The sequence below is a fragment of the Nocardia sp. Tas62D01 genome (assembly GCF_055232035.1).
The window spans coordinates 2,857,038-2,882,641 of sequence record NZ_JBUYUZ010000001.1 but is presented as its reverse complement, the minus strand read 5'-3'; the positions used below and the strand labels follow the sequence as shown (position 1 = coordinate 2,882,641).

The following is a 25,604-nucleotide window of genomic DNA, read 5'->3' as shown; positions in this document are numbered from 1 at the left end:
GCGCAATCGGGCGCCGCCCACTCCAGCCGAGGTCGCGATCAGGCGGTCGTGCCGTCGTAGGCGTCGCGCATCGCCGCCACGTCGATCTTCTTCATACCGAGCATGGCGGTCACCGCACGGTTCACGGCTTCGCGGTCGTCGCCGCTCAACAGCTGATCGGCCTCCGCGGGCCAGATCTGCCACGGCACGCCGTATTTGTCGTTGAGCCAACCACATTCGATTTCTTGACCGCCGTCGGCGGTCAACGCCAACCACAATCGGTCGACCTCTTCCTGGCTATCGCAATTGACCAGTAGCGACATGGCATGGGTGTAGTGATAATCGCCGCCACCGTTGATGGCGGTGAACTTCTGGCCGTTGAGCTCGAAGTCGACGAGCATGGTGGTCCCGGCCTCCCGCGGACCTGCCTCGCCGTAGGGCACGACGTTGATGATCTTCGAGTCCTCGAACAGCGAACAGTAGAATTCGGCCGCCTCTTCAGCTTGGGTGTCGTACCAGAGGTTCGTAACGATCTTCTGCATGGTGGTCCTTCCGATCGGGTGTTTATGCCTGCACCAGTGCAGACTGCCCGGAATACGGGAATTCATCGCAATAGAAGCTCGTCCCCGACCGGTCCGGTTCCGGTCGGGGACGAGGTCGTCGCGCGGCCCAATAGGCCGCTGCCCGAACTCAGGCGTTGTGGTTGGGCCAGATGCGACCACGCACCTCGCCCAGGCCGATGCGCTGCACGTCGGGGCCAGGTGCGGACGCGGTGATGATCACCTCGTCGTCGTCCTCCAGAAAAGTGTGTCTCTGTCCGTTGATTGCGATGGGTTCCGTTCCACCCCAGGATAATTCGATGAACGAGCCGCGCTGATCCGGCTCCGGTCCAGAGATGGTGCCCGACGCGTAGAGATCGCCGGTGCGAGTGGCGGCGCCGTTCGCGGTCAGATGGGCGAGCATCTGCGCCGGTGACCAATACATGCGTGCATAGGGCGGGTGCGAGACCACCTGGCCGTTCCAGCTCACCGCCAGGTTGATGTCGAGTCCCCACGGCTGCTCCCCCCGCAGATAGGGCAGCGGCTCCGGGGATTGCTCCGGTATCGGCAGCCGGGCGGCGTCCAGAGCCGCCAACGGGGTGATCCAGGCCGAGAGCGAGGTCGCGAAGGACTTGCCGAGGAACGGCCCGAGCGGCTGATACTCCCACGCCTGGATGTCGCGCGCGGACCAGTCGTTGACCAGGGCGACGCCGAAGACGTGCTCGGCGAAGTCATCGGTGCCGATCGACGTGCCTAGTTCGGAGCCGACGCCGACCACGAAGCCGAGTTCGGCCTCGATATCGAGCTGGCGGGTCGGGCCGAAATCCGGTGTGCCCGAATCGGTTCTACGCTGTCCGCAAGGCCGCACGATTTCGGTGCCGGACACCACGACGGTGCCGGACCTGCCGTGGTAGCCGACCGGCAGATGCCGCCAATTCGATAGCAGCGGTTCGGAATCCGGGCGGAACAGGCGACCCAGGTTGGTAGCGTGATCGATGCTGGCATAGAAGTCGACATAGTCCGCAACCTGCACCGGCAGTGTCAATGTCACATCCGACAGCAGATGCACTGCCTCGGTCGGGATTTCGGTGTTGGAAAGGGTGCGCAGCCGGTCGCGCACTTCGCGCCAGCGTCGCGGCCCCTGCGCCATGAAGGCATTGAGGCTGGGCTGAACGAACACCGGATCATCCAGTGCCACAGCCAGATCGATGACCGAGTTGGCAAGTCGAGCGCCGACGCGGTAGTCCGCCGATGCGGTCGCGAACACGCCGTAGGGCAGATTGTCGTGGCCGAAAAGGGAATCGGCGGGTACCTCGATGCGCCTTTTCATACCGGACCCCGGCCGGACCAGGTCCAGGCGTAGCCGGGATCCTCGCAGGCGAGCGCGCCCTCGCCGAGTTCCAGCGGCCGGAAGGTGTCCACCATGACGGCCAGTTCATCGAAGAACTCCAGGCCGATGCTGCGCTCGTAGGCGCCGGGCTGCGGGCCGTGCGCGTAGCCGCCCGGGTGCACCGATACCGAGCCCTGGCCGATCCCGGAACCCCTGCGCGCCTCGTAGTTTCCGCCGCAGTAGAACATGATCTCGTCGGAGTCGACATTGGAGTGGTAGTAGGGCACCGGGATCGAGAGGGGGTGATAGTCGACCTTGCGCGGCACGAAATTGCAGACCACGAAGTTGATGCCCTCGAATGCCTGATGCGCGGGCGGCGGTTGGTGCACACGCCCGGTGATCGGCTCGAAGTCGGCGATATTGAAGGTGAGCGGGTATAGGCAGCCATCCCAGCCGACTACATCGAACGGGTGGGTCGCGTACACCATTTTGGTGCCGACGACTCGGCTGCCCGCCCGGTGCTTCACCAGCACCTCGATATCGGTTCCCGTTGCGGTCGACAGCTCGACTGGGCCGTGTAGATCCCGCTCGCAGTACGGCGAATGTTCCAGCAGCTGACCGAATTTCGACAGATAGCGTTTCGGTGGCGTGATGTGGCTGGACGCCTCGATCACGTACGCGCGCAGCGGTTCGGGTCCGCTCGGTAGCCAGCGGTGCGTGGTCGCTCTGGGGATGAGTACCTGGTCGCCCTGCCGTGCGGGCACCGCACCGAAGACCGTTTCCACCACCGCGGCACCGGATTCCACGTAGACCAGCTCGTCGCCGATGGCATTGCGATACAGCGGCGACCCACCCTTGGCCACCACGTAGGAGATCCGGACATCGGCATTGCCGAGCAGCAACCGTCGGCCGGTGACGGGGTCGGTCTCCGCCGGGGTATCGCCGGGGAACAAATCATGCAGCCGCAGATGTCGATGTCGCAGTGGATGATTCGGCGTGGTCGATTGGTCGGGCAAGTTCCATACGGTCGAATCGACGATCGCGGGCGGTAACCCGCGGTGATAGAGCAACGAGGAATCGCCGGAGAAGCCCTCCTCGCCCATCAGCTCCTCGTAGTAGAGCTGACCCTGCTTGTCGCGATGTTGGGTGTGCCGCTTCGGCGGCACCGATCCCACCTGTCGATAGAACGCCATGCCCGTATCTCCCGCCAGTTCGCTGGTCGGATTTGTTGATCTCCATCGTAGTGATCGGCACTCCACCGCGGTGGGAAAATGCGGCCGTGCGGCGCTAATTCTGTCGGGAAAATGCGGGGTTGCATGATATTTTGTCGAGAGAAAGGCCCTTGTGGCCGAATAATTATTGGCGCGACGCCGTGATCGGGCGTTGCGCAGCGCGGGGCCGAGCCGTTGAAGGCGTGGGTGCCGCTGAATATCAGTCGGTGAATTCGACGATTACGGGGGCGTGGTCGCTGGCGCCCTTGCCTTTTCGTTCCTCGCGGTCGACCGTCGCATCCTTGGCGCGGGAGGCGAGGGTGGGGGTGGCGAGGATGAAATCGATACGCATGCCTTCTTTTCGGGGGAAGCGCAGTTGGGTGTAGTCCCAGTAGGTGTAGACGCCGGGGCCGGGGGCGAAGGGGCGCATGACGTCGGCGAAGCCGGTGTCGACGATGGCGTTGAAGGCGTCGCGTTCCGGCTGGGAGGTGTGGGTTTTGTCGGCGAAGAATTCGACGGACCAGACGTCGTCGTCGGTGGGGGCGATATTCCAGTCGCCGACGAGGGCGATCTGGGCCTCGGGGTCGTCGGCGAGCCAGCGGGCGCCGTTATCGCGCAGGGCGGCAAGCCATTCCAGTTTGTAGGCGTAGTGTGGGTCGGCCAGAGTGCGGCCGTTCGGGACATACAGGCTCCAGACGCGCATACCGCCGCAGGTCGCGCCGAGCGCGCGGGATTCCACGACCGGCGTGCTGATCAGCGACTCACCGGCGTCCTTGTCGAAACCGGGCTGGCCGGGGAACGCGAGTTCCACGTTCTCCAAGCCGACCCGAGAGGCGATCGCCACGCCGTTCCACTGGTTCAAGCCGACATGGGCGACCTCGTAACCGAGTTCGTCGAAGCGCTCGAACGGGAACTGGTCGTCGCGGCACTTGGTTTCCTGCATCGCGAGCACATCGATATCCTGGCGGTCGAGGAATTCCGCGACCCGGTCGAGGCGGGAGCGGATCGAATTGACGTTCCAGGTCGCGAGACGCACGGATGCCTTCCTCAGCAGTGGGGTATAGCTCTGTTCTACCGGAACTCGGCGGGTTCAGCGAGGGCCCACCGGCGCGGTGTACCGGTAGGTGTGGTGTTCGACGAAGCCCAACTCGCGATAGAGCGCGATGGCTCCGGTGTTGGTGGACTCCACCTGAAGGTAGGAGTGGGTCGCACCGCGATCGTGGCCCCAGCGGATCAGCTCGGCGCACAGCAGGGTACCGAGCCCGTGCCTGCGATGCGCGGCTCCCACCGCCACACAGGTGAGCCCCACCCAACGTCGGCCGTCCGGCGCGGTGGTCAACGCACCGCGCCCGATCGCTATCGGCTGCGGTAGGCCGAGGGAGGCGAAGCCCACCTCGCCGTCGTGCACGGCGGTGAGGACCTCGAGTACCGGCACCGGCGCGGAAACATCCTGTGTCGCAAAGTCTTCGCCCTCGTAGCGGTGCATCGTCAGCCAAGCGGCGTCGGGCGCCGACACGACACGTACCATCGAAGGGCCCGGTGGCAGCACGAAATTATCGATATCGATGGCCATCATTTTGGTCTGCCGCCAGGTCTGCCAGCCGGGCGGAACGGGAGCGAGCCGGTCGGGCAGCGCCACCTGTAGTGGCAGCCCGTGCGCGGTGTACCACTCGCCGATCCGACGCAGAGTGTCCGCGCCGGGAGCTGCGGGCTCATCCGAACTCCCCAGTGGTACAGCGGAATTGGCGCGTGCGGTGTATCCGAGCCCGGCGCGCACCATCCAGCCGTCGATCCACGTGTGCTCGATCCCCGGCCAGCCGTTGGCCGCCGCGGCTTCCAACGCCCGGATCTCCTTGGTGCGAATCGGCCTCGGCCCCAACGCTTTCAGCGCCACGACCCGATCCGCGGCGACCGCAACGATCCGCCCGTTCGCGGACCGCACCGTCGGCGGATCCAGCGAGAGGAGCTCGCCGATCACATCGGTCAGCGATTGTGGATAACCGGCGGGCAGCCGATACCGCAGCACGACGCGGCGGCCGAGCGGAACATCCGGCAGCGCGGCGTCAGTCGTCATGCCCGAACGGATCGGCAATCGTGCCCGGAATCCAGCTCTCGCCCGGCTTGCCCCAGCCATTATGCTTGATCGCCTTCTTCGCCGCGCGCGCATTGCGCCCGACCAGCACGTCGACGTAGAGGAACCCGTCGAGATGGCCGACCTCGTGCTGCAGCATGCGCGCGAAGAAGCCCTTGCCCTCGATATCGACCGGCTTGCCGTGCTCATCGGTGCCGGTGACTCGTGCCCACTCGGCCCGGCCGGTAGGGAACTGCTCGCCGGGCACCGACAGGCAGCCCTCTTCATCGTCGTCCGGGTCCGGCATCCCCTCGGGGATTTCCGAGGTCTCCAACACAGGATTGATCACCGCGCCCTTGCGTCGGGTCGGCTTGCCGTCCGAGCCGATGTCCGGGCAGTCGTAGATGAACAGCCGCAGCGGCACGCCCACCTGGTTGGCGGCCAACCCGACGCCGTTGGCGGCATCCAGGGTCTCGTACATGTCCGCGATCAGCTCGACGAGCTCCTCCGGTGTCTGGGTAACCCGTTCAGTCGGGTTGTGCAGAACGGGGTCGCCGACGATCACGATGGGGAGGACTGCCATAGGGCCAATTATTGCGGGCGGGCCGGATCGCGGGTCGTGAGGGTGCGTTCACCCCTATGACACGCGTTACCAGGTAGTAGCGAACACGCCGTAACGAAGATGCGGCAATCCCAGGGGCCCGTGGTTCAATAATCCGCGACGTACAAGCATCATTTTTCGTCTGGTGGTTACTCGGCGAGGGAGCAAGATGGACGGCGCAGCGGCACGGAATCTGTCCGCGATCCAGGACAGCCCTTCTGCGAGCGAAGAGGTCACGGAAGAGATTTCGACACAGACCGACAACGATGGCAGCGACGGTCTCACCCGTCGCGAGCACGACATTCTGGCCTTCGAGCGGCAGTGGTGGAAGTACGCAGGAGCCAAGGAAGAGGCCATTCGTGAACTGTTCGGCATGTCGCCGACCAGGTACTACCAGGTTCTGAACGCGGTGGTGGACCGGCAGGAGGCGCTGGCCGCCGACCCGATGCTGGTGAAGCGACTGCGCAGGCTGCGGGCGAGCAGGCAGAAGGCCAGGGCTGCGCGGCGGCTCGGCTTCCAGGTATGACCCGTTGCTGTGAATTGAGACTAGGGTCGAGCAGGTGAGCTACCCGAATCCCACCTCCGGCGGACCGCCGTTGCGAGCGCTGGCGATGGTGTTGATCGCGCTGGCGATTGTTTTCGCGGGCCTCGGTGCGATGTCGTTGTCGAACTCCGACTCCGATACCTCGGGCGCGAGCGGATCGGATACCGCCACCGCGACGCTCGTGCCGCCGGTGACCTCCGCGGTCGTGACCAGCACGGTGGCGGCCACGACGACACCGAGCAGCACGACGCCGAGCACCACCACACCGACGACCACCGCTCCCGCGGCGAATCATGCGGTGCCAGTGCGGGTTCTGAACAACAGTCTCGTCGTCGGTTTGGCGGCACGCACCGCCGGTCAACTCACCGCCGACGGCTGGACGATCTCGGAAGTCGGTAACTATCCGGGCGAGAATGTCGCGAAAACGACTGTGTTCTATGGAAGTACGCCCGGCGAGCGGGAAGCGGCCACGGCGATCGCCGAGGAACTCGGCGCCACCGCGGTGCCGCGCAGTACCGGAACCGGTGACTCGGGTTCGGGTGTGACCGTCGTCGTGACGGGTAACTGACGACTGAGGCCCGTCGCGACACGGCCCGGTCACTCCCGCGACGCGGCGGGCGTGGCATCATCTTGTCCGGTAACGAACGTGTCTACCCAGCTTTACTCGTAAACTCGGTACTAGTAAAGGAGTTCCCCGATGGCCCCGTCCACAACTCGTCGCCCGTCCTGGCGGACTGTGACCCCGGTGCTTGCGGTCGCGGTCTTCGGCCTCGCTGCCTGCTCCAACAGCCAGAAGTCGAGTGAAGTCAAGGGAACCACACCCCCGGTGTGGACCGGTTCGGCCGCTCCTGGCGGCGGATCCGGTACCGCTAATTCCGGCGTGAAGGTCGAGCTGAAGGACGCCTCGGGCGCCGTCATCGGCTCCGCGAACTTCGTGAAGGATGGCAACCACCTGCAGCTCACCGTCGAGGCCAACGGCCTGCGGCCCGGCTTCCACGGTCTGCACATCCACCAGGCCGGCAAGTGCGAGGCCAACTCGGTCGCGCCCGCCGGCGGCCCGGCCGGCAACTTCCTCTCGGCCGGCGGCCACCTGCAGCTGGGCAGCGCGAACACCCACCCGGCCAGCGGTGACCTGACCTCGCTGGAGGTGCGCGGCGACGGTTCGGCCAAGCTCGTCACCACCACCGACGCGGTGACCCTGGACGACATCAAGGGCAAGGCCCTGATTATCCACTCCGACGCCGACAACTTCGCCAATATCCCCAACCGTTATGTCCGCGCCGACGGCGTTGCCGGCCCGGACGAGATGACGATGGCAACCGGCGACGCGGGCAGCCGCGTCGCCTGCGGCGTCATCCAGTAGGAACAGTGCCAATATGGCCGGGGCAGGAATCGAGCGGGTTCGCTTCGACGGTTCGCCCCGGCCGACCATCGGTGTCGAATGGGAGATTGCACTAGTCGACAAGGTGACCCGCGATTTGTCGAATACGGCTGCGGCCGTGTTCGATTCGGTCGGTGATCTGCGTGCCCACGATGGCACCCCGCAGGTGACCAAGGAATTGCTGCGCAACACCGTCGAGTTGGTGACCGGCGTGCACAACACCGTCGGCGAGGCGGTCGACGATTTGAGCGGCACCATGGGTGCCGTGCGCCGTGCCGCCGATCCGCTCGGCGTCGATCTGTTCTGTGCGGGCACGCACCCCTTCGCGCAATGGTCGGCCCAGCAACTCACCCGTTCGCCGCACTACGACGAGTTGATCGAACGCACGCAGTGGTGGGGCCGCCAGATGATGATCTGGGGCGTGCACGTGCACGTCGGAGTTTCGCACCGGGACAAAGTCTTTCCGATCCTGAACTCGATGCTGCTGACGTATCCGCATCTGCTCGCGCTCTCCTCTTCCTCGCCGATGTGGGCGGGCTCCGATACCGGCTACGCCAGCAATCGGACGCTGATGTTCCAGCAGCTGCCGACCGCGGGTCTGCCGTTCCAGTTCGAAAGCTGGACGCAGTTCGAGCATTTCGTGCACGACCAGATGAAGACCGGGGTGTTCGAACAACTCGGCGGCATGCACTGGGACATCCGGCCCGCACCGAAGTGGGGCACCATCGAGGTACGGATCTGCGACGGCGTCTCGACTCGCACGGAGCTGGCGGCGATGGCGGCGTTCATCCACTGCCTGATCGTCGATCTCGATCAGCGGATCGAAAACGGCGAGCTGCTGCCGACCCTGCCACCGTGGCATGTGCAGGAGAACAAGTGGCGGGCCGCCCGCTACGGGCTGGACGCGATCGTCATCGTGGACGCCGACAGTAATGAGCGATTGGTCACCGACGATCTGACGGATCTGCTGAATCGGTTGGAGCCGACGGCCAAACGATTGGGATGCGCGGACGAGCTGAGACTGGTCGCCGAGATCCCGGAGCGTGGTGCGTCCTATCAGCGGCAACGAAAAGTCGCCGCGGGCGCGCAGGGCGATCTGATCGCGGTGGTGGACTCGCTGGTCAAAGAGTTGGACCAGTAACGCATTACACCGTTTCGGTCGACTGCCGTTCAGTTGGCAAGCGGGTTGGCGTTCACCCCCCGTTTACTATGGTCGACGTGCTTGTCGAAGACCCGGGTTCCAGAGTCGGAATTGTGTCAATGCGGATGCGCGTACCGCATGCTCGGGTGGGGGTGACGGCTGCTGTCGCTGCTGTGCCGATCTTGCTGATCGCCCTACAGATCGTGGCCGCCGGACAGGGTTTCGAGGGCCCGCTGGAGAGCCTCCTGGACGACTATGTCGGCGCCCCCAAATCCATGTCGGTGCCATGGGCGGGGCTGGTGCTGGCACTGGTCGGCATTTCGATGCGCCGGCGAATCATCGCGATCGGCGCGGCCGTCGCCATCGACGCAGTGTGTGCGGGCGCGCGGCTGCTGGCCGGAGATTCGGTGACAGTGGGCACCGGCCCGGTGATTGCGCTCACCGGGCTGGCGTTGCTGGCATGGCTGCGCTGGAGCGGCACCGAGCGGCGCAACGCGCTGCATGCCGCCGCGCTGGGTGCGTTGCTCATCCTCGCCACCAAGTTCGGTGATGTCTGGCTGCATATCACCGTGGTCGCGAGGCCGACGTCGTACGACGAGTACGTCATGCTCGCCGACCATGCCCTCGGTGACCCGTCCTGGGTGATGGGGCGCGTCGTCGACGCGCTCGGACCCGCGGTTTACGCAGTGCTGCACTGGGTTTACATCGAGTTGCCGGTTGCCGCGATCGTGGTCGCGGTGTGGCAGCTGCGCCGGGTGGTCACGACCGGGCAGTGGCCGGCGCACTTCCTGGTGCGGACCTTTCTGGCGCTCGGGCTGCTCGGCCCGATCGTCTATGTGATCTTCCCGGTGGTGGGTCCGATGTTCGCCTTCGGCCAAGACGGCAACGGGTTGCAGGTCGGAAGTTTCTGGCCGGCTGCGCTGCCGCCGATCGACCGCAATCCGGCGCTGCTGCCGTTCGACGCCTTCACCCCGCGCAACTGCATGCCATCGATGCACACGGCCTGGGCGCTGTCGGTGTTCCTGCACACCCGTCGCGATACCGACGGCAGTCCCGCACCGGGCTGGCTGCGCTGGGGCGGCACGTTCTGGCTCCTCGCCACACTGACCGCGACCCTCGGCTTCGGCTACCACTACGGCGCCGATCTGGTCGCGGGCGCGGTGCTCTGCCTGACCGTCGAGTCCACGCTGCGCGAACCCGAGCGCGGCTGGGGACTTTTCCGCGTCCGGCTGGTCGCCCTCGGCGTCGCCATCCTCGCCACACTGCTGCTCGCCTACCGCTGCCTGGCCGTCTCGATGGCCGAATACCCGGTTCTGGCAGGCACAGTGGTGCTCGCGCTACTGGCCGCCATAGCGGCGGCCTTCCACGCCACCTGGTTCGCCATGCGTCCCGAATTCGTTGTCACGCAACTGGAGACGGCCGATCGCTGACCCAGGCCACTCAGTCGATGTCGTCGCCGAGTTCGTTGACCCGGAATAGGCTGTCGCGGTTGCGCTGCTCGCGGTAGGCGGTGCAGCCGATCAGGTGCGCCATGACCGGGGCGGTGAGCAGAGTGAACAGGCCGACCAGGACAAGCAGCCAGGACATTGCTCGGTGGGCTGCCATTCGGCCGGACGCTCGAAGGAGGCGATCAGCAGTCGCTCCAGCCGCCGGGTGGTCCGATAGAATGCCTTGCTCCACACGCGCGCAACGACATACAGCGTGAGCAGGCTGGTGATCACCGACCCGGCCATCAGCACCCAGGCTGGGCGATGCGGGTAAATGATACGCGGAGCCTGGGTTTCGGTCGCCCGGACGAGTATGGCGCCGGCCATATCGTTGCGGATCGGCTATAGGTCCGCAAATTTGTCGTCTTCGGTGCGGTCGTCCGGCTGCGGACGGCTGCGCGGCCGGAAGCGGTGCAGCGCGGCCAACCCGACGGCCGAGCAGATCGTGATCGCGAGCGCGGTTTCACCAGGTATCGAGGTGCTGGCGGCACCGACGGGGGGCGGCCAGCCGTTGTGCTGGCGTGGCACCGCGGTAATGATCGAGGGCAGGTAGAGCGCCGCGATCGCGAGCACGCCGCTCGGCGCGTAGCGGGGACGGGCCGTGCCGCAACAATAACCGGCCGTCAGTGCGAGGGCACCGCTGCCGATCGCGAGCATGCTGCGGCTGTCGTTCGTGGCGGTGACGATGGCGTACACCGAGAGCCCGGCGATCAGCATGATCGCGAACCACAGCGCGGGCAGCCGGACGCCGATGAACAGCCCGATGGCGGTCAGCGCGATCACCGCGAGCACACTCCAGCCGGGTCGCGGGGCGTAGCCGAGCGCATCGGCGACGGGCACCAGGCTCGCCGCGAGATACACGCCGGCACCGTCCCGGCCGGGCAGCAGCATGGCCGCGGCCGTGGCGGCGAGCGCCGTCGCCGCCACCGCGAGTCCGATATCCACCGCGTGACTGACATCGGGCGCGTCCTGGTATTGGCGGGCCAGCCATTCGGTGACGACGAGAACCACCAGGGCGAGCACCGTGGCCGCGAGGATCGGCGTCACGGGCAGTTCGATGGCCATCCGCGGCGCGCGCCGCTGCGTGGGCCGCGACCGGTTGCCGCAGGTGCTGATGAGCAGGAAACAGAACGCCGCGGCGATGAGCCATCGCGGCGGTGTCGCCAGCACGGCGTACGGGTCTTGATCGGCGATGTCCAGTAGCTCGGCGAGGTCGCCGAAGACGAAGAAGGCCGCGCCGCCCAGTGCGAATCCGGCCGCGGGGCCAGGCCTGCGCAGCACGGCGGCGCCCAGTGCGCCAAGCAGGACGCCAGCGCAGACCGAGTCCAGATAGTTCTGCGTGGTGAGCATGTCGGGCGAGGAAACATGGCGTCCGGCAAAGTGATTGACGAACATGCCGAGCGCACCGCCCATGGCCGTCGCCCAGCCCGCCACCGGCCGGGTGAACGTGGTCACGAGCACCGCCACCGCGACCGCGACGATCACGCCGATCGCCGCGCCGCGCGGCACGCTGTCGACGAGGCTGGCCACCTGATACGGCGTGCTCTGGCCGGTCCAGGCGAAGGTGATCGGCAATACCAGCGCCACACCAGCGACCGCGGCCCCCAGAAGGGCCGAGACCGCGTCGAACGCATCGCCAATCCTCCGCACGTTGCGAACATACCTGCGCGGACCGGCCGAACCTGTGATTGGCATCACTTCGCCGTGCATGTCGAAGCCATTGGAAGGCCAGGAAAACGCCAATTACAGTGAGTTTGTTTTGCTATAGATCGATGCGTCAACCGCGGCTGTCGGCGTACCGGCGCAGCGACTCGACCTGGTCGGGATTTAGCGACGGCCGCACCGCTGCCCTGGCCGCCGCGACATCCGCCGCGGTGACATCGGCGGCGTCCATATCCCGGCGCATCGCGGCGAGCGCGGCCTCGCGCAACATGGCGGCGCAGTCGGCCGCGGAGTACCCGTCCAGGTCGGCGGCGAGCGCGGTGAGGTCGACATCATCGGCCAGCGGCACCGATCGGCCCGCGGTGCGCAGGATGGCCAACCGGGCAGCGGCGTCCGGCGGCGGCACGAACACCAGCCGCTCCAGCCGCCCGGGGCGCAAGAGCGCGGGATCGACGAGCTCCGGCCGGTTCGTCGCGCCGAGCACCACCACATCACGCAGCGGCTCCACCCCGTCGAGTTCGGTGAGCAGCGCAGCGACCACCCGATCCCCGACACCGGAATCGCTGCCCTGGCCGCGCCGCGGCGCCAGCGCGTCCACCTCATCCAGGAAGATCAGCGAAGGCGCGGAATCGCGTGCGCGCTGGAACAATTCGCGCACCGCGCGCTCGGATGCGCCGACCCACTTGTCCATCAGCTCGGCGCCCTTCACCGCGTGCACGCTGAGCTGGCCGGTGCCCGCCAGCGCGCGTACCAGGAAGGTCTTGCCGCAGCCGGGCGGACCGTACAGCAGCACACCGCGCGGCGGATCAACGCCCAAGCGGGCGAACGAATCCGGATGACGCAGCGGCCAGAGCACGGTCTCGGTCAGTGCCTGTTTGGTCTCGACCATGTCGCCGACGTCGTCCAGGCCCAGGCTGCCGATGGCGAGTTCCTCCATCCCGGAACGCGACAGCGGGCGGATCACCTCGAGTGCGCCGAGCAGATCCGCCTGGGTGAGCTCGGGATCCGAATGTTGTTTGCTGGCACGCGATGCCGCGCGCAGCGCCGCCTCCCGGCACAGTGCCGCCAGGTCGGACACCACGAAACCCGGTGTCCTTGCCGCGATTTCGTCCAGCTCGAGTTCCTGGGTCGGGACCTTGCGCAGTAGCTGCTCTAGCAGTGCCTTGCGCACCGCGGCGGTCGGCAGCGCCAGGGTGAGTTCGCGATCACACAGATCGGGCGCGCGCACCCGCGTGTCGATTCCGGCAGGATGGGCCGTGGTCGCGAGGAATGCCACACAGGTCTCGGCCACCGCCGCGCGTAGCTGGTCCAGGATGAGCGTGGCCACCGGTTCGGCCTGTGCGGGCAGCAGTGCGTCGATATCGGTGATGAGCAGGATCCCGCCCTGTCCGGAACCGACCTCGGCCACCGCCGCGGCGACCTCGCGCAGTCGGGTGCCGCTCTCGGCTGCCCCGATGGTCGGACCGTCCAGCTCGACAAGGCGGCGCGGCGCCGTCACCGCGCGCGCGAGCGTGGCCTTGCCCACCCCGGCGGGGCCGGTGATGAGCACGCCGAGACGTGGTGTGGCGCCGAGGGTTTTCAGCAGCTCCGGCTCGTCGAGCGCGAGGCTGAGCCATTCGGTGAGTTTCGCGGCCTGCCCGTGCGCACCTGCCAGATCCTCCACCGCGATCACGGTCGCCTCGGCCGTGGCGGTGCGCCGGCCGGATCCGGCGCCGTTGGTCGCGAGCAGGGCCTCCACCGGCTCGGCGGACTGCGGCGCCCCGGCTGCCGCGCGATCGGCGGCATCGCGCGCGGCCACCACTCCCGCACCCCAGTCGACGGCGGTGTTCGGCTGGACGCTCACCGGGCCAGGACCGGGGTCGGTGGCGGTCACGGTGAGCAGTTCGGTGGTCCAGGCGATGCCGAAAGTGCGTGAAAGTGCTTGGGTGGCAGCGGAAGAGCTGATATCGGGGCCGAGGTCGCGTGGCAGCAGCGAGACCGCGTCACCGACCGTGACGACCTTGCCGAGCAGCGCTTGGCGCAGTGTCGCCGCCGGGATGGTCCGGGTGGCGTGCACCGATCCGGTCACCGAGATCCGCTTCGCGCCGTACACGGTCGCTGGCGCCACCACCACGGTGGCGTCCTCGCGCAGGCCCGCGTTGGAGAGCGTGACGTCATCCAGCAGCGCCACCCCGGCGGGTGTGTCCGCGGGCGCGACGCCGACGACCGCCGCGGTGCGCCGTGACCCGATCAACGCGATCCCGTCCCACTCGCGCAGCCCGAGTGCGGTCAGCGCCTCCGGATGCAGCCGGACCACGCCACGGCGCGCATCGGCCGCGGAAGGGTTCAGTCGGGCGGTGAGAGCCAGTTCTGCCACCGTGCCATTCTGCCCGCGCCCGGGCGTGGTTGGCCGGTAGACCGTCGGATAGGTCCGAGATGCGCGGAAAATCAGCGCCGACCGCGTGCTCGGGCCCGCTATTCGCGTCTGGCGCGCAGAATTGTGAATGTTTTCACGGAACCGAAAAGGACCGCACATCGTCGCCGGTATCGACATTGTGGCGCATGCGCGGTGCGAGATGGCACCGACCAGTCATTTCGCGTTCGAAATGGGTCCGCACCGCCACCGCGATCGCGCTAAACCCTTGTGTCCCAGTCACTTGCGGCCTGGAGTAACGTCGCCCACGGCCAGTCCAAACGGGGGCGGCCGTTTTTTGGGAGGGGATTCAAAGAATGAAGTTCGGAAAGTTCAGCGCGATCGCATTCATGGCCATCGCGGCGGTGGGAATTACCGCGGGCACCGCAGACGCGCAGCCGGCGGCAATCGACCAGGCCGTGTCCACCTCGGGTGTCGAGCAGGGCATCGGCTACAACACAGCGCTTTCCCGAGATGCCAAGATCGTGACCACCACCCTCGATGCCGGAAAGTTCGCGCTCAGCGGGAACGGCGCCGCGGTGATCGTGCAGGCCGAGGGTGGGGCTGTCGTCGCCGAGGTACCGCTGTCCTTCGAGGTCGCCGGGCACGCCATCCCGGTGGCATACAAGATCGACGACAGCGGTCGAAGCCTCACGTTGACACCGGAAGTGAGCACGAAGGACATCGCCGAATTGAAGGACATCAGCTCCTTCGACAACTTCGTGCAGCAGGCCAACCAGAACATCCTCGGCATGATCGTGGGCGGCCTGCTCGGAGGATTCATCGGTGGTCTGCTCGGGTTCGGCATCTTCAGCCTGATCACCGGCCCGACCGGAATTGTTCTCGGTGCGCTCGCGGGCGGTGCGGCCACGGGCGGTCAGCCGTTCATCGACGCGTTGACCGCGCTGGCCACCGGTCAGCCCTGAGTAGTGACAGCATGACGAACGCGCGTGTGCGGCTTGGCGCCGCGCACGCGCGTTCTGCTTTAGCGAGAGGCGTTTCTACTTGGCCTTTTCGACGATCCCGGCGGCGACGACCACTGTGGTGTCGGCATAGCTCGGGGCCAGGCAGACCAGTTTCGCGGTGCCGAGGGCGACATTCGGGCTGCCCGCGAAGGGGCTGTCCGGATTCTCGGCGAGCATCTGCTCGATCGCCGACTTCTCCGCGGTACTGTCGAGCGCCTTGAACTGCCCGCAGGTGGTCTGCGATGCCGGACCACCCGAGCCGCCGCCCGCCAGGGCCGGCGTGGTCGGCGCGCCACCGCCGGTGGTCGGCGCGGCGCTGGTATTGGTGCCGGTCGTGCCCTTGCGCAGGCCGTTCGCGTCGGTGGATTCGTTCGATCCACTGCAGCCTGCCAGCAGCAGAGCCACCGCCCCGATGGCCAGGGCGACGGCGGAAGTTCGCTTCATCACGTGCTTTTCCCGGTGACTCTTGGCGCCGGAGCCTCCGGCGCGTTCGGTGCAGCGTACCGGGTGCGGTCGGGTCGTGGTCATGGGAGGCTCCGCACGGTTCGGGGTGCCGGTCCGGCCGACCGGCGCTGTCGCTCCACTCTGCGATGGGCGCCTTGCGATCTCCCAATCGATCGCTGAAGTCAGTGAATATGGGCCTGCCAATCGGCGGGCACACGACCGCGCGGGCCCGGCACCTGCTGGTCGACCGGGTGGCTGGTCGGTGGGGCCAAATCCGGTCCGCCGCTGTACATTTCCGCCGAGCGGAAGTCATAGAACCAGTCTTCGCCCGGCTCGAAGCTCTGAATGAACGGGTGCTCGGTGTATTTGGCGTGCTTGGAGGCGTGCTGCGCGGGTGAGGTGTCGCAGCAGCCGATATGCCCGCACTGCGCGCACCGGCGCAGGTGCACCCACCAACCCTGTGCCGCTTCACATTCCAGACAGCCGGGTCCGCTCGGTGCGACGGTGGGGTCGATCCCCTCCAGCTCTTGTGCCATCAGTGACCTCCTGCGGTGGATTCCGATTCGCCCTGATTGTTGTCGACAATGCTGCCATCGGCCGAGTTTTCCTCGGCACTGTGCAGCGGCAGCAAAACGGTGAATCGCGTGTTGCCCGGCTCGGAGTCGAGCTGGATATCGCCGCCGTGCTTGTTCACAACGATCCGGAAGGAGATGTCCAGGCCGAGGCCGGTGCCCTCGCCGACCGGCTTGGTGGTGAAGAACGGTTCGAAGATGCGGCTGCGCAACTCGGCTGGGACGCCCGGCCCGGTGTCACCGATTTCGACGACGGCACAGTCGTTTTCGATCCTGGTGCGAATCGTCAGGGTGCCCCGGCCATTCATCGCGTACACAGCGTTGTCGATCAGGTTCGTCCAGACCTGATTCAATTCCGCCGCGTAGCAGGGCACTTGCGGCAGGGTGCGGTCGTACTCCTTGACCACCTGCACCCCGTCGCCGATCTTGCGGCTGAGCATCACCAGCGTGCTGTCGAGCAATTCGTGGATGTCGATCACCTGAAACGGCGCCCGGTCCATCTGCGAATACTGTTTGGCCGCACCGACCAGCGAGGAGATGCGGGTGGTCGAGTCGGCGATCTCGTTCATCAGCAGCTCGGTCTCGATGGTGTAATTCAGCCATCGGATCGCGCCCTGGAACACCTGATCCTGGCACCCGTCGAGGGTAGCGGCCACCCGCTCCAGCCAGTCGACATCGAAACCGGCCTGCACGAAATTCGGCGCCAGATTCCAGGCGTCGCCGATGCCGTGCTCCTCCAGCCATTCGCTGAGCATGTCCTCGCGATCGGCCGCCTCCATCGGTGTCAGTTCGGGTGCCTTCGCGACCTGCGCCGCCGCCTCCTCCTGCAACCGCACCAGCGGGGCGAGGGATTCGGTGTCGAACTTGCCCTCCGCCATCATCGCCAGCTTGTGCCGCATCCCGGCGACCCGCTCGCGCAAACCCGAGGTGGCACGGACCGCCGCGGCCGCCGGATTGTTCAGCTCGTGGGTCAGGCCCGCCGACAGCGACCCCAACGCGAGCAGCCGCTCCCGCTGGGCGATGCGTTCGTTGGAGTTGCGGTTGCCGAAGAACGCGCCCTCCAGCAGGTGCACCGCCATCGGGAACCACTCGTGCATCATCCTGGCGAAGATGTCGCCGTCCACCACGAAGAACCGCGACGGTCGCGTCACCGACATCGACCCGTTGTAGGTCTGGTCGACCTTGTCGCCCATGTAGGACATCCAGGCGCCCGCGTAGGCGCCCCTGTGCTCGGTGCGGACCATTTCGATCTCGGTGCCGCCCGACAGCTTGGTCAACACCACTTCGCCGTCCATCAGCACGTAGAAGCAGGTCGCCGGTTCGCCCTCGCGGTAAACCAGGCCGGGCTCGATGGTTTCGACCCGCCCGTCGGTGCACAGCCATTCGAGCTGCTCGTCGGTGAGCTTCTCGAACAGGAACAGGGTCCGCAATTCCGCGGGTTCGCAGACGAGCCGGCTGCTGCGCGCGGCTGTTTCTTTGGTGGTCATTCCAGCCTCCTGATTACGCGAGATACCGGTGCACGAGCATGACAGCCATAGCACCCTCACCGACTGCGGATGCCACGCGCTTGGCGGAGTCGGCGTGTACGTCCCCGGCTACGAAGACGCCGGGCACATTAGTTTCCAAGTGATGTGGTGGCCGTGGTAATTCCCAACCCGCCGGTCTGTTGCCGTCGACGAGCAGATCGGGTCCGGCCAGCACATATCCTGCCTCGTCGCGTTTGACGATCCCGTCGAGCCATTCGGTCTGGGGTGCGGCGCCGATGAACAGGAACAGCCGCTCGGCCTCGACCTTCTCCTCGGCGCCGGTTTCGTTATTACGCAACACGATCTGTTGCAGATGGCCGTCACCGTCGGCGGCGATAACCTCGGTGCGGGTGTGCACATGAATGTTCGATATCTGCGCGATCTGCTGGATCAGATAGTGCGACATCGATTTGTCCAGCGATTCCCCGCGGACCACCAGGTGCACGGTGCGTGCGTTGCGGGAGAGGAATACCGCGGCCTGCCCCGCCGAATTCGCGCCGCCAACGATGTAGACGTCATGGTCGGAGCACTCGGATGCCTCGGTCATGGCCGAGCCGTAATAGACGCCGCGCCCGGTGAAGTCGTCGACTCCGGCGGCGGGGTGGCGGCGGTAGTCGACGCCGGTCGCGATGATGATGGTGTGTGCGCAGAGTCGTCCGCCGTCGGCGAACCGCACCGTGCGCGCGGACCCGTTCACCTCCAGGCCGACCACCTCGCGCGTCGTGATCACCTCCGCGCCGAACTTGGCCGCTTGCCGCCGCGCCCGGTCCGCCAGCTGCGATCCGGACACGCCATCCGGGAAGCCGAGGTAGTTCTCGATGCGCGAACTCTGCCCGGCTTGACCACCGGTGGCCGTGCGCTCGACGAGCACCGTGCGCAAACCCTCGGACGCGCCGTACACAGCGGCGCCGAGCCCGGCCGGGCCGCCACCGACCACGATGAGGTCGTAGAAGTCGCCGGTCGGGATCGTGCTGAGGCCGACACCCTGGGCCAGCTCGCCATCCGACGGCTGCACCAGCGCCTGTCCGTCCTCGGTGATCACCACCGGGCAGCGTTCCGGATTGGCGCCCGCCGCCTCGAGCAGTCGCGCACCCTCGGGTTCGTCGGCGACATACCAGCGGTAGGGCAGCTGATTGCGGGCGAGGAACTCGCGCACCTCCGACGACCGCGGCGACCAGCGGTTGCCGACCACCTTGGTCTCGGTCACCGGGCGATGCTCGCTGCTGCGCCAGGTATCCAGCAGACCGTCGAGCACCGGATACAGCTTCTCCTCCGGCGGATCCCACGGCTTGAGCAGATAGTGATCCAGGTCGACCACATTGATGGCGTTGATCGCGGCGCTGGTGTCGGCGTAGGCGGTCAACAGCACGCGGCGCGCGTAGGGGTGCAGGTCCATGGCCTGCTCCAGAAATTCGATGCCGTCCATACCCGGCATCCGGTAATCGGCGATCAGGACCGCGACCGGCTGGCCGCGCAGTTTCATCTCACGAAGCGCGTCGAGGGCCGTAGCACCCGATTCCGCGCGCAAAATCCGGTAGTCGGCGCCGTATCGGCGACGCAGGTCACGCACAACGGCGCGGGAGACCCCTGGATCGTCGTCGACGCTGAGTATGGCCGGCTTCGTAGCAGCGGGGGAAGTCACCTAACGAGTATGGAGCCTAGGCCCGAGGTCTGTCGTCGGCGTTGGTTCGCGCTCACACTCGATGGTCGCGCACCAAGTCCAGTTCACTCGGCGTGAGCAGGCGCTCGAGGAGTTCTTCCTGAGCGATCACATATGTGGTGTATGGAGTGGGCGTACCACGAGCGAGCGGCCCGTCGGTAAGTCCGATGGCAGTGTCGGTGGATTCGATAGCCGGAAGCAACGGAACCTGATCCGCTTGTCGGCGATGTAGCAGAGCGCGCAGTTTCACGGCCGATCACCTCACGCTGGACAGGAAAGCTGTTGGCTGTGGCTGATGCTTCGTCTATCTGTCATTGTGCGCTGGTTATTACACGAGCTGGTAAACAAATCGCGAAAATGTGACGCGTTTGTCTTCCAACTGCCGCCGACTAGGATGTGGGGTAATCGTCTATTCGTGCCGGCCGGACGAAAGTTGCCTGGCTGCCGCAGTTCTCCGGAGGCAGTGTGCCGAAAAATCTCGAAGTCACCATCGACATCTCCGCGCCCCCTGAACAGGTCTGGGCGGTGATCGCCGATCTGAAGCGGATGCCCGAGTTCAGCCCGCAGTGCGTCCGGATGCTGCTGCTCGGCGCGCCGAAGGCGGGCACCTGGACGATCAACGTGAACACCGACGGCCAGAAGTACTGGCCGACCACTGCACGCATCGTGCGCTACGAGCCCAATCAGGCGTTCGCGTTCCGTATCAACGAAAATCGCAGCGTGTGGAGCTACACGCTAGAGCCGACCGCGACCGGCACCCGGCTGATCGAGCGCCGCGATGTGCCCAACGGCACCACCTGGTTCTCCCGCAGGGCCATCGATGCCGCACTCGGCGGCGAGCAGCTGTTCGAGGAGAAACTTGTGCGCGGCATGAACGAAACGCTCGGCAAGATCAAGACGGCGGTCGAGGCGCGCGCATAACCGCCGAAATAGTCCTGCGTGTTTCTGCCCGGACGGGGTCGCGCGGTGCATAAGTTGCGTCGGTATGCGACGAATTGCGCGCTGGACGGCGGCAATTGCCGCCGTCGCCGGAACAGCTCTGCTGCTTATCGGATGTGGTAAATCGGATTCGGCACCCGCCCGTGATGTCACCGTTCTCGGCACCGGCCAGGTGCGCGGCGCCCCCGATATCCTGAACGCGGATCTCGGCGTTGAGGTGAACGCCGACAACGTGTCCACGGCGATCTCCGGCGACTATCAGGCCACCAACACTGTGCACGCCGTGGTGCGCGACCTGTCCAAGGCCTCGGCCATCCTGGCCAGCGCTGTCAAGGCGGGCGGCAACGAAACCCGGCTGCGCGGCGTCCTTTTCGCGTTCGACGACGATTCGCGACTGCTCGCCGACGCCCGCTCCCGCGCCTTCGCCGACGCCAAATCTCGGGCCGAGCAGTATGCGGTGCTGGCCGGGCTGAAGTTGACCGATGTCGTCACCATCAACGAGGTCAGCAGCCGCGACGAGAATCCGAAGACCCCGGCGCGCACCGGGGCGGCGGATTCCTTCGCGTTCGAACCAGGCACCCAGACGGTGACTTTCACCGAAAGTCACCTGGGGCCTGGGCTGATTACTGCCAGTTCGGCAGCGTGACAACCTGTGCCGCATAGGACAGGCCCGCGCCGAAGGCGATGAGCAGCGCGGTGTCACCCGGCTTCGACTCGCCACTGCGTAGCAGCGCCTCCATGGCCAGCGGGATCGAGGCGGCCGAGGTATTGCCGGTCTCCTCGATGTCGTTGGCCAGCGCGCAGTTCTCCGGCAGCTTCAGCACCCTGGCCATGATCTCGATGATCCGGCCATTGGCCTGGTGCGGAATCATCGCGTCCAGATCGTCGGTGGACAGGCCGGCCCGATCGATGGCGTCGCGGCAGACCTTCTCCAACGAGTGCGCCGCCCAGCGGAATACCGCGGTGCCCTCCATCGCCAGGTAGGGCCGGACCGCGTCCAGACCCTTCTCCTCGATCTCGGTGAAGAACTCGACCCAGTCCTTGTCCTGCCGGATGGCGTGATGCTGGGTGCCGTCCGAGCCCCATACCGTCGGACCGATGCCAACCTCGTCCGACGGTCCGACCACCACGGCGCCTGCGCCGTCGGCGAACAGGAAGGCGGTCGAGCGGTCGGCAGGGTTGACGGTGGTGGTCAGCTTCTCCACGCCGATCACCAGCACATGCGTCGCCGTTCCGCCGCGCACCAGATCCGATGCCAGCGCCAGCGCGTGGCAGAAGCCCGCGCAACCGGCGGAAACGTCGAAGGCCGCCGTGCCGTTCATGCCGAGCTCGGTGGCGATGCGCGGCGCGGCCGCTGGTGTGAGCAGCAGGTGGGTCGAGGTGGCCACGATGACACAGTCCACCTGATCGACCGCGACCCCCGCGGATGCCAGCGCCCCACGTGCGGCGGCCACGCTCATGCTCTGGATTGTCTCCGTATCCGAGGCGAAGCGTCGGGACTTGATCCCTGATCTGGTCCTGATCCACTCGTCACTCGAGTTGATCGGCCCCGCCACTTCGTCGTTGGTGACGACCCGAGCGGGGCGGTATACGCCGAGCCCGAGGATCGCCGTGTGCTCTGCCCCTGTGGTCTGGGCGATTCGAGCAGCCATTATGCGTCTCCTATGTACCTGCGGCGGCGCCGCCGGGTTGTACCCCGAAGCATCTAAATGAGTCCCTCATCGGCCCACTATCTACGTTTCGGTAGACATGAGGACCCCTCATATTAGCCCCAGTGTGGACATGTGCGCGTGCGTATTCTCACTTTCGCCGGGTATACCCCTCGTAACACGCCGGATGGTACGTGCGGCGTGTACCCCAACTAGTAATGCGAGGGACACCATGCTCGGTCTCGGGATTATCGGGTGGATCATCATCGGCGGACTTGCCGGCTGGATCGCCAGCAAGTTCATGAAGACGGATGCCCAACAGGGCATCATCCTCAACATCGTGGTGGGCATCGTCGGCGGTCTACTCGGCGGATTCCTACTGAAGTTGCTCGGTGTCGACGTCCAGGGCGGTGGCCTCTGGTTCAGCTTCTTCACCTGCCTCGGCGGCGCGGTAATTCTGCTGTTCCTGGTGAAGCTGTTCACCGGACGCCGAGTCACTCACTGATAACACGTGCCACAGACTCCATTCCCGTAAGGTGTGAACGCTTGCGCTGGACCTATTGTTGAGGGGCGCAATCCATCTGCACCAAGCACGAAAGAGGAGCCTGTGGCACGCCGTCCCACCTCGCCCGGCACGCCCGAAACCACCGGAGTAGGCCATGTCGTCGATCTGGTTCGGGCCGCGATTCCCCCGCTGCACCCCGCAGGCCTGCCGTTTGTCGCGGCGCCGCTCGCGGTTGCGGTAGTCGGCGGGCGTCGCAAATGGGTGCGCCGGACCGGGCTGCTGGCCGCCGCGGCCTGCGCGACGTTCTTCCGGCACCCGAACCGGGTGCCGCCGAACCGGCCCGGCGTCGTGGTCGCCCCCGCCGACGGTGAGGTCGCTCTCGTCGACACCGCTTCTCCGCCACCGGAATTGGGCCTCGGCGACGAGCCGCTGCCGCGGGTGAGCATCTTCCTCTCGGTACTCGACGTGCACGTGCAGCGCATGCCTGTCTCCGGCATCGTGCGGGCCGTCTCGCACCAGCCGGGCCAGTTCCGCTCGGCCGATCTACCCGAGGCCAGCGCGGTGAACGAACGCAACAGCATGGTCTTGGAGACCCCGAGCGGGCAGCAACTGGTCGTCGTCCAGATCGCTGGCCTGCTCGCCCGCCGCATCGTCTGCGACGCGCAGGTCGGTGACGTGCTGACCATCGGCGATACCTACGGGCTGATCCGCTTCGGCTCCCGCGTCGACACCTACTTCCCGGCGGGCACCGAGCTGCTTGTCGAGCCGGGGCAGCGCACCATCGGGGCCGAAACCGTCCTGGCGGTGTTGGGCTCATCATCCGCCGAGTCATGATGGAGCACGCTGTGACCACACAGCAGCGGCGCGGCCGGACGATCCGGTTGCTGCCGAGCATCGTGACGATCCTGGCGCTGTGCGCCGGACTGTCCGCGGTGAAGTTCGCACTGGACGGCAAGCTCGACATCTCGCTCGCGATGGTCGGCGCCGCGGCCGTGCTGGACACCCTCGACGGCCGTCTGGCCCGGATGCTGGACGCCACCAGCAAGATGGGCGCCGAGCTCGACTCGCTGTCGGATGCCATCTCGTTCGGCGTCGCGCCCGCGCTCGTGCTCTACATCGCGCTGCTGGACAGCAGCAGCGCGGGCTGGATCATCGCGCTGATATACGCGGTGAGCATCGTGCTGCGGCTGGCCAGGTTCAACACCCTGATGGACGACGACACCCGCCCGGATTGGTCGCGCGAGTACTTCGTCGGCGTGCCCGCCCCCGCGGGCGCTCTCATCGCGCTGGTGCCGATCGCGCTTTACGTACAGTTCGGTGATGGCTGGTGGGACGGCTTCTACGTGGTCGCGCTGTGGACACTGTTCGCCGCCGCGCTGTCGGTGAGCACCATCCCGACGCTGGCCATGAAGTCGGTTTCGGTGGCCCCGCAGGCCGCCGCCGGTCTGCTGGTGCTTGTGGCGGTCGCCGCGGCTGCGTTGGTCACCTACCCGATCGTGCTGCTGCTGGTCTTGGTCGCGCTGTACCTTGGTCACATCCCGTTCGCCTGGTACTCGCAGCGCTGGGTCGCCGCGCGCCCGGAAACCTGGGAGCACAAGCCCGCTGAACGCCGTGCCCAGCGCCGTGCCCAACGCCGCCGCCCCGCCATCCGCCGTCCGGCGGTTCGCGGCTCCGCCCGCCTGCGGCTGCGCAGGCCGGGCGCCAAAGGGCGTCAACCCGACGACATCCGCGCCGATCGGTAGCGATTCCGGCCCTGGTTTCTGTTAAGGAATCGCCAAGCCGGGGCGGCCAGGCTGCTGAGGTATGAGCACTCTGGCAGCGCTCGGGGTTTTCCGTCGGTGGGATGCATCCGTCGGGTCTCATCGATCACGAGCGGTACGGTCGTGTCCGGCGGCCGAGGGCGGAAGAAGGTGACGGTGGAACCGGATGGACTGCGCGTATTCCAAGCGCATCGCCCACGGTTGTTCGCGCTGGCCTATCGCATGCTCGGATCGGCGAGCGAGGCCGAGGACGCGGTGCAGGAGACCTACCTGCGCTGGGACGGCGCCGACCGCAACGGAATTCGGTCCGCGGAAGCCTGGTTGACCACCGCGATCGTGAATCTCTGTCGCACCTGGCTGGTTTCGGCCCGCGTGCGTCGGGAGAGCTATGTCGGGCCGTGGCTGCCGGAGCCGGTGCCGACGGCCCGCGGTGAACTCGGACCGCTGGAGTCGGTGGAGGAGCGCGAGCTGGTTTCGCTGGCGCTGCTGACCGCGCTGGAGCGCTCGAGCCCCGTCGAGCGAGCGGTTTTCGTGCTGCGCGAGGCATTCGGATACGCCCATCGCGAGATCGCCGACATGCTCGCGCTGACCGAGGCCAATTCGCAGCAGATCTTCCGTCGCGCCAGGCTGCGGGTGCGCGAAGGGCGGCCGCGCTTCGAGGTGCCCTCCGATCACGCGCGTGAGTTGATCGAACGATTCTTGAAGGCGGCCCGCACCGGCGATATCGAGTCGTTGGAGCGGATGCTTGCCGCCGATGTCACTGCGATGGCGGACGGCGGCGGGCTGGTCGATGCGGCCAGGCGGCCGATTCTGGGTGCGAACAATGTCGCGCGCTACCTGGCCGGTCTGTTCCACTGGGAGGTGCCTGGCATGGAGGTCGTGGTGCGGGAGATCAACGGTGCGCCCGCGGCGGTCGCCAAGGTGGCGGGGGATGTTCTGCTGGTGGTGGGGGCGGAGACGACAGGCGATGCGGTGACGTCGCTGCGCTTGATCGTCAATCCCGAGAAGCTGGCCTACCTCGGCCGGGCTGTCCCGTCGGCCGAATAGCCTGCGGTGCCTCAGCCTCGGCCGGCGCGACGCGGTCATCCAGTTTCTGCACGCCGACGATTCCCCGGGCCGCATAGTGCTGACCGGACGCATGGCGGCCTGGGTCAAGGAGCAGGTCGTGCGGGGTGCGGGCCGGGTGGCGCGGCCCTGAATCGCGATCGTCAACTCGGGGTTGACGACTCGCGTTCGTCAACTTATG

General features: G+C 66.6%; 27 protein-coding genes. 12 read left to right on the top strand and 15 right to left on the bottom strand.

Annotated elements, in window-relative coordinates; translation table 11 throughout:
• Positions 1-38: 38 nt before the first annotated feature.
• From ACV7NQ_RS14180 to ACV7NQ_RS14155, 6 genes are all read right to left on the bottom strand, one after another.
• Positions 39-521: a VOC family protein gene (locus tag ACV7NQ_RS14180; protein WP_463360078.1), complete on the bottom strand. Its 483-nt coding sequence runs from the start codon at positions 519-521 to the stop codon at positions 39-41.
• A 148-nt stretch (positions 522-669) separates the two neighbouring features.
• Entirely contained in the window at positions 670-1,848 is a 1,179-nt protein-coding gene (gene fahA / locus ACV7NQ_RS14175) for a fumarylacetoacetase (RefSeq protein ID WP_463360077.1), read from the bottom strand.
• Entirely contained in the window at positions 1,845-3,041 is a 1,197-nt protein-coding gene (locus tag ACV7NQ_RS14170; RefSeq protein WP_463360076.1) for a homogentisate 1,2-dioxygenase domain-containing protein, read from the bottom strand. Before ACV7NQ_RS14170 ends, fahA begins: the two co-directional genes overlap by 4 nt.
• 238 nt (positions 3,042-3,279) lie before the next feature.
• Positions 3,280-4,095, bottom strand: coding sequence for an exodeoxyribonuclease III (locus tag ACV7NQ_RS14165; RefSeq protein WP_463360075.1), 816 nt, complete (start codon positions 4,093-4,095; stop codon positions 3,280-3,282).
• Between the two features lie 54 nt (positions 4,096-4,149).
• Positions 4,150-5,133, bottom strand: a complete 984-nt coding sequence (locus ACV7NQ_RS14160) for an N-acetylglutamate synthase, CG3035 family (RefSeq protein ID WP_463360074.1) — start codon at positions 5,131-5,133, stop codon at positions 4,150-4,152.
• Positions 5,123-5,713, bottom strand: a complete 591-nt coding sequence (locus tag ACV7NQ_RS14155; protein ID WP_463360073.1) for a peptide deformylase — start codon at positions 5,711-5,713, stop codon at positions 5,123-5,125. Before ACV7NQ_RS14155 ends, ACV7NQ_RS14160 begins: the two co-directional genes overlap by 11 nt.
• A gap of 187 nt (positions 5,714-5,900) precedes the next feature.
• Here ACV7NQ_RS14155 and ACV7NQ_RS14150 point away from each other — a divergent pair, with 187 nt between their 5' ends.
• The 5 genes from ACV7NQ_RS14150 to ACV7NQ_RS14130 all read left to right on the top strand — a co-directional run bounded on the left by ACV7NQ_RS14150 (position 5,901) and on the right by ACV7NQ_RS14130 (position 10,227).
• A complete protein-coding gene (locus tag ACV7NQ_RS14150) occupies positions 5,901-6,257 on the top strand; it encodes a DUF3263 domain-containing protein (RefSeq protein WP_463360072.1) in 357 nt (118 codons plus the stop codon).
• Positions 6,258-6,291: 34 nt separating this feature from the next.
• Positions 6,292-6,843, top strand: coding sequence for a LytR C-terminal domain-containing protein (locus tag ACV7NQ_RS14145; RefSeq protein WP_463360071.1), 552 nt, complete (start codon positions 6,292-6,294; stop codon positions 6,841-6,843).
• A gap of 129 nt (positions 6,844-6,972) precedes the next feature.
• Positions 6,973-7,638, top strand: coding sequence for a superoxide dismutase[Cu-Zn] (gene sodC / locus ACV7NQ_RS14140; protein WP_463360070.1), 666 nt, complete (start codon positions 6,973-6,975; stop codon positions 7,636-7,638).
• Between the two features lie 13 nt (positions 7,639-7,651).
• Positions 7,652-8,797, top strand: a complete 1,146-nt coding sequence (locus ACV7NQ_RS14135; protein ID WP_463360069.1) for a glutamate--cysteine ligase — start codon at positions 7,652-7,654, stop codon at positions 8,795-8,797.
• 125 nt (positions 8,798-8,922) lie between these two features.
• Positions 8,923-10,227: a DUF5933 domain-containing protein gene (locus tag ACV7NQ_RS14130; RefSeq protein ID WP_463360068.1), complete on the top strand. Its 1,305-nt coding sequence runs from the start codon at positions 8,923-8,925 to the stop codon at positions 10,225-10,227.
• Between the two features lie 10 nt (positions 10,228-10,237).
• Here the strand turns inward: ACV7NQ_RS14130 and ACV7NQ_RS14125 are convergent, their stop codons facing one another.
• From ACV7NQ_RS14125 to ACV7NQ_RS14115, 3 genes are all read right to left on the bottom strand, one after another.
• Positions 10,238-10,402, bottom strand: a complete 165-nt coding sequence (locus ACV7NQ_RS14125) for a hypothetical protein (protein ID WP_463366108.1) — start codon at positions 10,400-10,402, stop codon at positions 10,238-10,240.
• Positions 10,403-10,626: 224 nt separating this feature from the next.
• On the bottom strand, positions 10,627-11,934 hold the full coding sequence (locus ACV7NQ_RS14120) for a hypothetical protein (protein ID WP_463360067.1): 1,308 nt from the start codon (positions 11,932-11,934) through the stop codon (positions 10,627-10,629).
• A gap of 127 nt (positions 11,935-12,061) precedes the next feature.
• A complete protein-coding gene (locus ACV7NQ_RS14115; RefSeq protein ID WP_463360066.1) occupies positions 12,062-14,302 on the bottom strand; it encodes an AAA family ATPase in 2,241 nt (746 codons plus the stop codon).
• Between the two features lie 353 nt (positions 14,303-14,655).
• Between ACV7NQ_RS14115 and ACV7NQ_RS14110 the strand changes: the two genes are divergently transcribed.
• Positions 14,656-15,264, top strand: a complete 609-nt coding sequence (locus ACV7NQ_RS14110) for a hypothetical protein (protein ID WP_463360065.1) — start codon at positions 14,656-14,658, stop codon at positions 15,262-15,264.
• Positions 15,265-15,339: 75 nt separating this feature from the next.
• On the opposite strand, the gene ACV7NQ_RS14105 is transcribed toward ACV7NQ_RS14110, so the two are convergent.
• The 5 genes from ACV7NQ_RS14105 to ACV7NQ_RS14085 all read right to left on the bottom strand — a co-directional run bounded on the left by ACV7NQ_RS14105 (position 15,340) and on the right by ACV7NQ_RS14085 (position 19,755).
• Positions 15,340-15,831, bottom strand: a complete 492-nt coding sequence (locus ACV7NQ_RS14105; protein WP_463360064.1) for a hypothetical protein — start codon at positions 15,829-15,831, stop codon at positions 15,340-15,342.
• A 98-nt stretch (positions 15,832-15,929) separates the two neighbouring features.
• A complete protein-coding gene (locus ACV7NQ_RS14100) occupies positions 15,930-16,283 on the bottom strand; it encodes a UBP-type zinc finger domain-containing protein (protein WP_463360063.1) in 354 nt (117 codons plus the stop codon).
• On the bottom strand, positions 16,283-17,806 hold the full coding sequence (locus tag ACV7NQ_RS14095) for an ATP-binding protein (RefSeq protein WP_463360062.1): 1,524 nt from the start codon (positions 17,804-17,806) through the stop codon (positions 16,283-16,285). Before ACV7NQ_RS14095 ends, ACV7NQ_RS14100 begins: the two co-directional genes overlap by 1 nt.
• Before the next feature lie 13 nt (positions 17,807-17,819).
• Positions 17,820-19,487, bottom strand: a complete 1,668-nt coding sequence (locus ACV7NQ_RS14090; RefSeq protein WP_463360061.1) for an NAD(P)/FAD-dependent oxidoreductase — start codon at positions 19,485-19,487, stop codon at positions 17,820-17,822.
• A 52-nt stretch (positions 19,488-19,539) separates the two neighbouring features.
• The gene (locus tag ACV7NQ_RS14085; protein ID WP_463360060.1) at positions 19,540-19,755 is read right to left on the bottom strand and encodes a hypothetical protein; all 216 of its coding nucleotides are present in this window, start codon (positions 19,753-19,755) and stop codon (positions 19,540-19,542) included.
• Between the two features lie 215 nt (positions 19,756-19,970).
• On the opposite strand from ACV7NQ_RS14085, the gene ACV7NQ_RS14080 reads away from it, so the two are divergent.
• Positions 19,971-20,426: an SRPBCC family protein gene (locus ACV7NQ_RS14080; protein WP_463360059.1), complete on the top strand. Its 456-nt coding sequence runs from the start codon at positions 19,971-19,973 to the stop codon at positions 20,424-20,426.
• A gap of 64 nt (positions 20,427-20,490) precedes the next feature.
• Positions 20,491-21,090 (top strand): SIMPL domain-containing protein, encoded by a 600-nt coding sequence (locus ACV7NQ_RS14075; RefSeq protein ID WP_463360058.1) that lies wholly within the window; start codon positions 20,491-20,493, stop codon positions 21,088-21,090.
• Here the strand turns inward: ACV7NQ_RS14075 and ACV7NQ_RS14070 are convergent.
• Positions 21,068-22,096, bottom strand: a complete 1,029-nt coding sequence (locus ACV7NQ_RS14070; protein ID WP_463360057.1) for a beta-ketoacyl-ACP synthase III — start codon at positions 22,094-22,096, stop codon at positions 21,068-21,070. The genes ACV7NQ_RS14075 and ACV7NQ_RS14070 overlap by 23 nt on opposite strands.
• A 229-nt stretch (positions 22,097-22,325) precedes the next feature.
• Here ACV7NQ_RS14070 and ACV7NQ_RS14065 point away from each other — a divergent pair, with 229 nt between their 5' ends.
• The 4 genes from ACV7NQ_RS14065 to ACV7NQ_RS14050 all read left to right on the top strand — a co-directional run bounded on the left by ACV7NQ_RS14065 (position 22,326) and on the right by ACV7NQ_RS14050 (position 25,405).
• On the top strand, positions 22,326-22,598 hold the full coding sequence (locus tag ACV7NQ_RS14065; RefSeq protein ID WP_463360056.1) for a GlsB/YeaQ/YmgE family stress response membrane protein: 273 nt from the start codon (positions 22,326-22,328) through the stop codon (positions 22,596-22,598).
• A gap of 102 nt (positions 22,599-22,700) precedes the next feature.
• The gene (locus ACV7NQ_RS14060) at positions 22,701-23,432 is read left to right on the top strand and encodes a phosphatidylserine decarboxylase (RefSeq protein WP_463360055.1); all 732 of its coding nucleotides are present in this window, start codon (positions 22,701-22,703) and stop codon (positions 23,430-23,432) included.
• A complete protein-coding gene (locus ACV7NQ_RS14055; protein ID WP_463360054.1) occupies positions 23,432-24,340 on the top strand; it encodes a CDP-alcohol phosphatidyltransferase family protein in 909 nt (302 codons plus the stop codon). The genes ACV7NQ_RS14060 and ACV7NQ_RS14055 overlap by 1 nt, the downstream gene beginning before the upstream one ends.
• A gap of 174 nt (positions 24,341-24,514) precedes the next feature.
• Positions 24,515-25,405, top strand: coding sequence for an RNA polymerase sigma-70 factor (locus tag ACV7NQ_RS14050; RefSeq protein WP_463360053.1), 891 nt, complete (start codon positions 24,515-24,517; stop codon positions 25,403-25,405).
• Positions 25,406-25,604 lie beyond the last annotated feature (199 nt).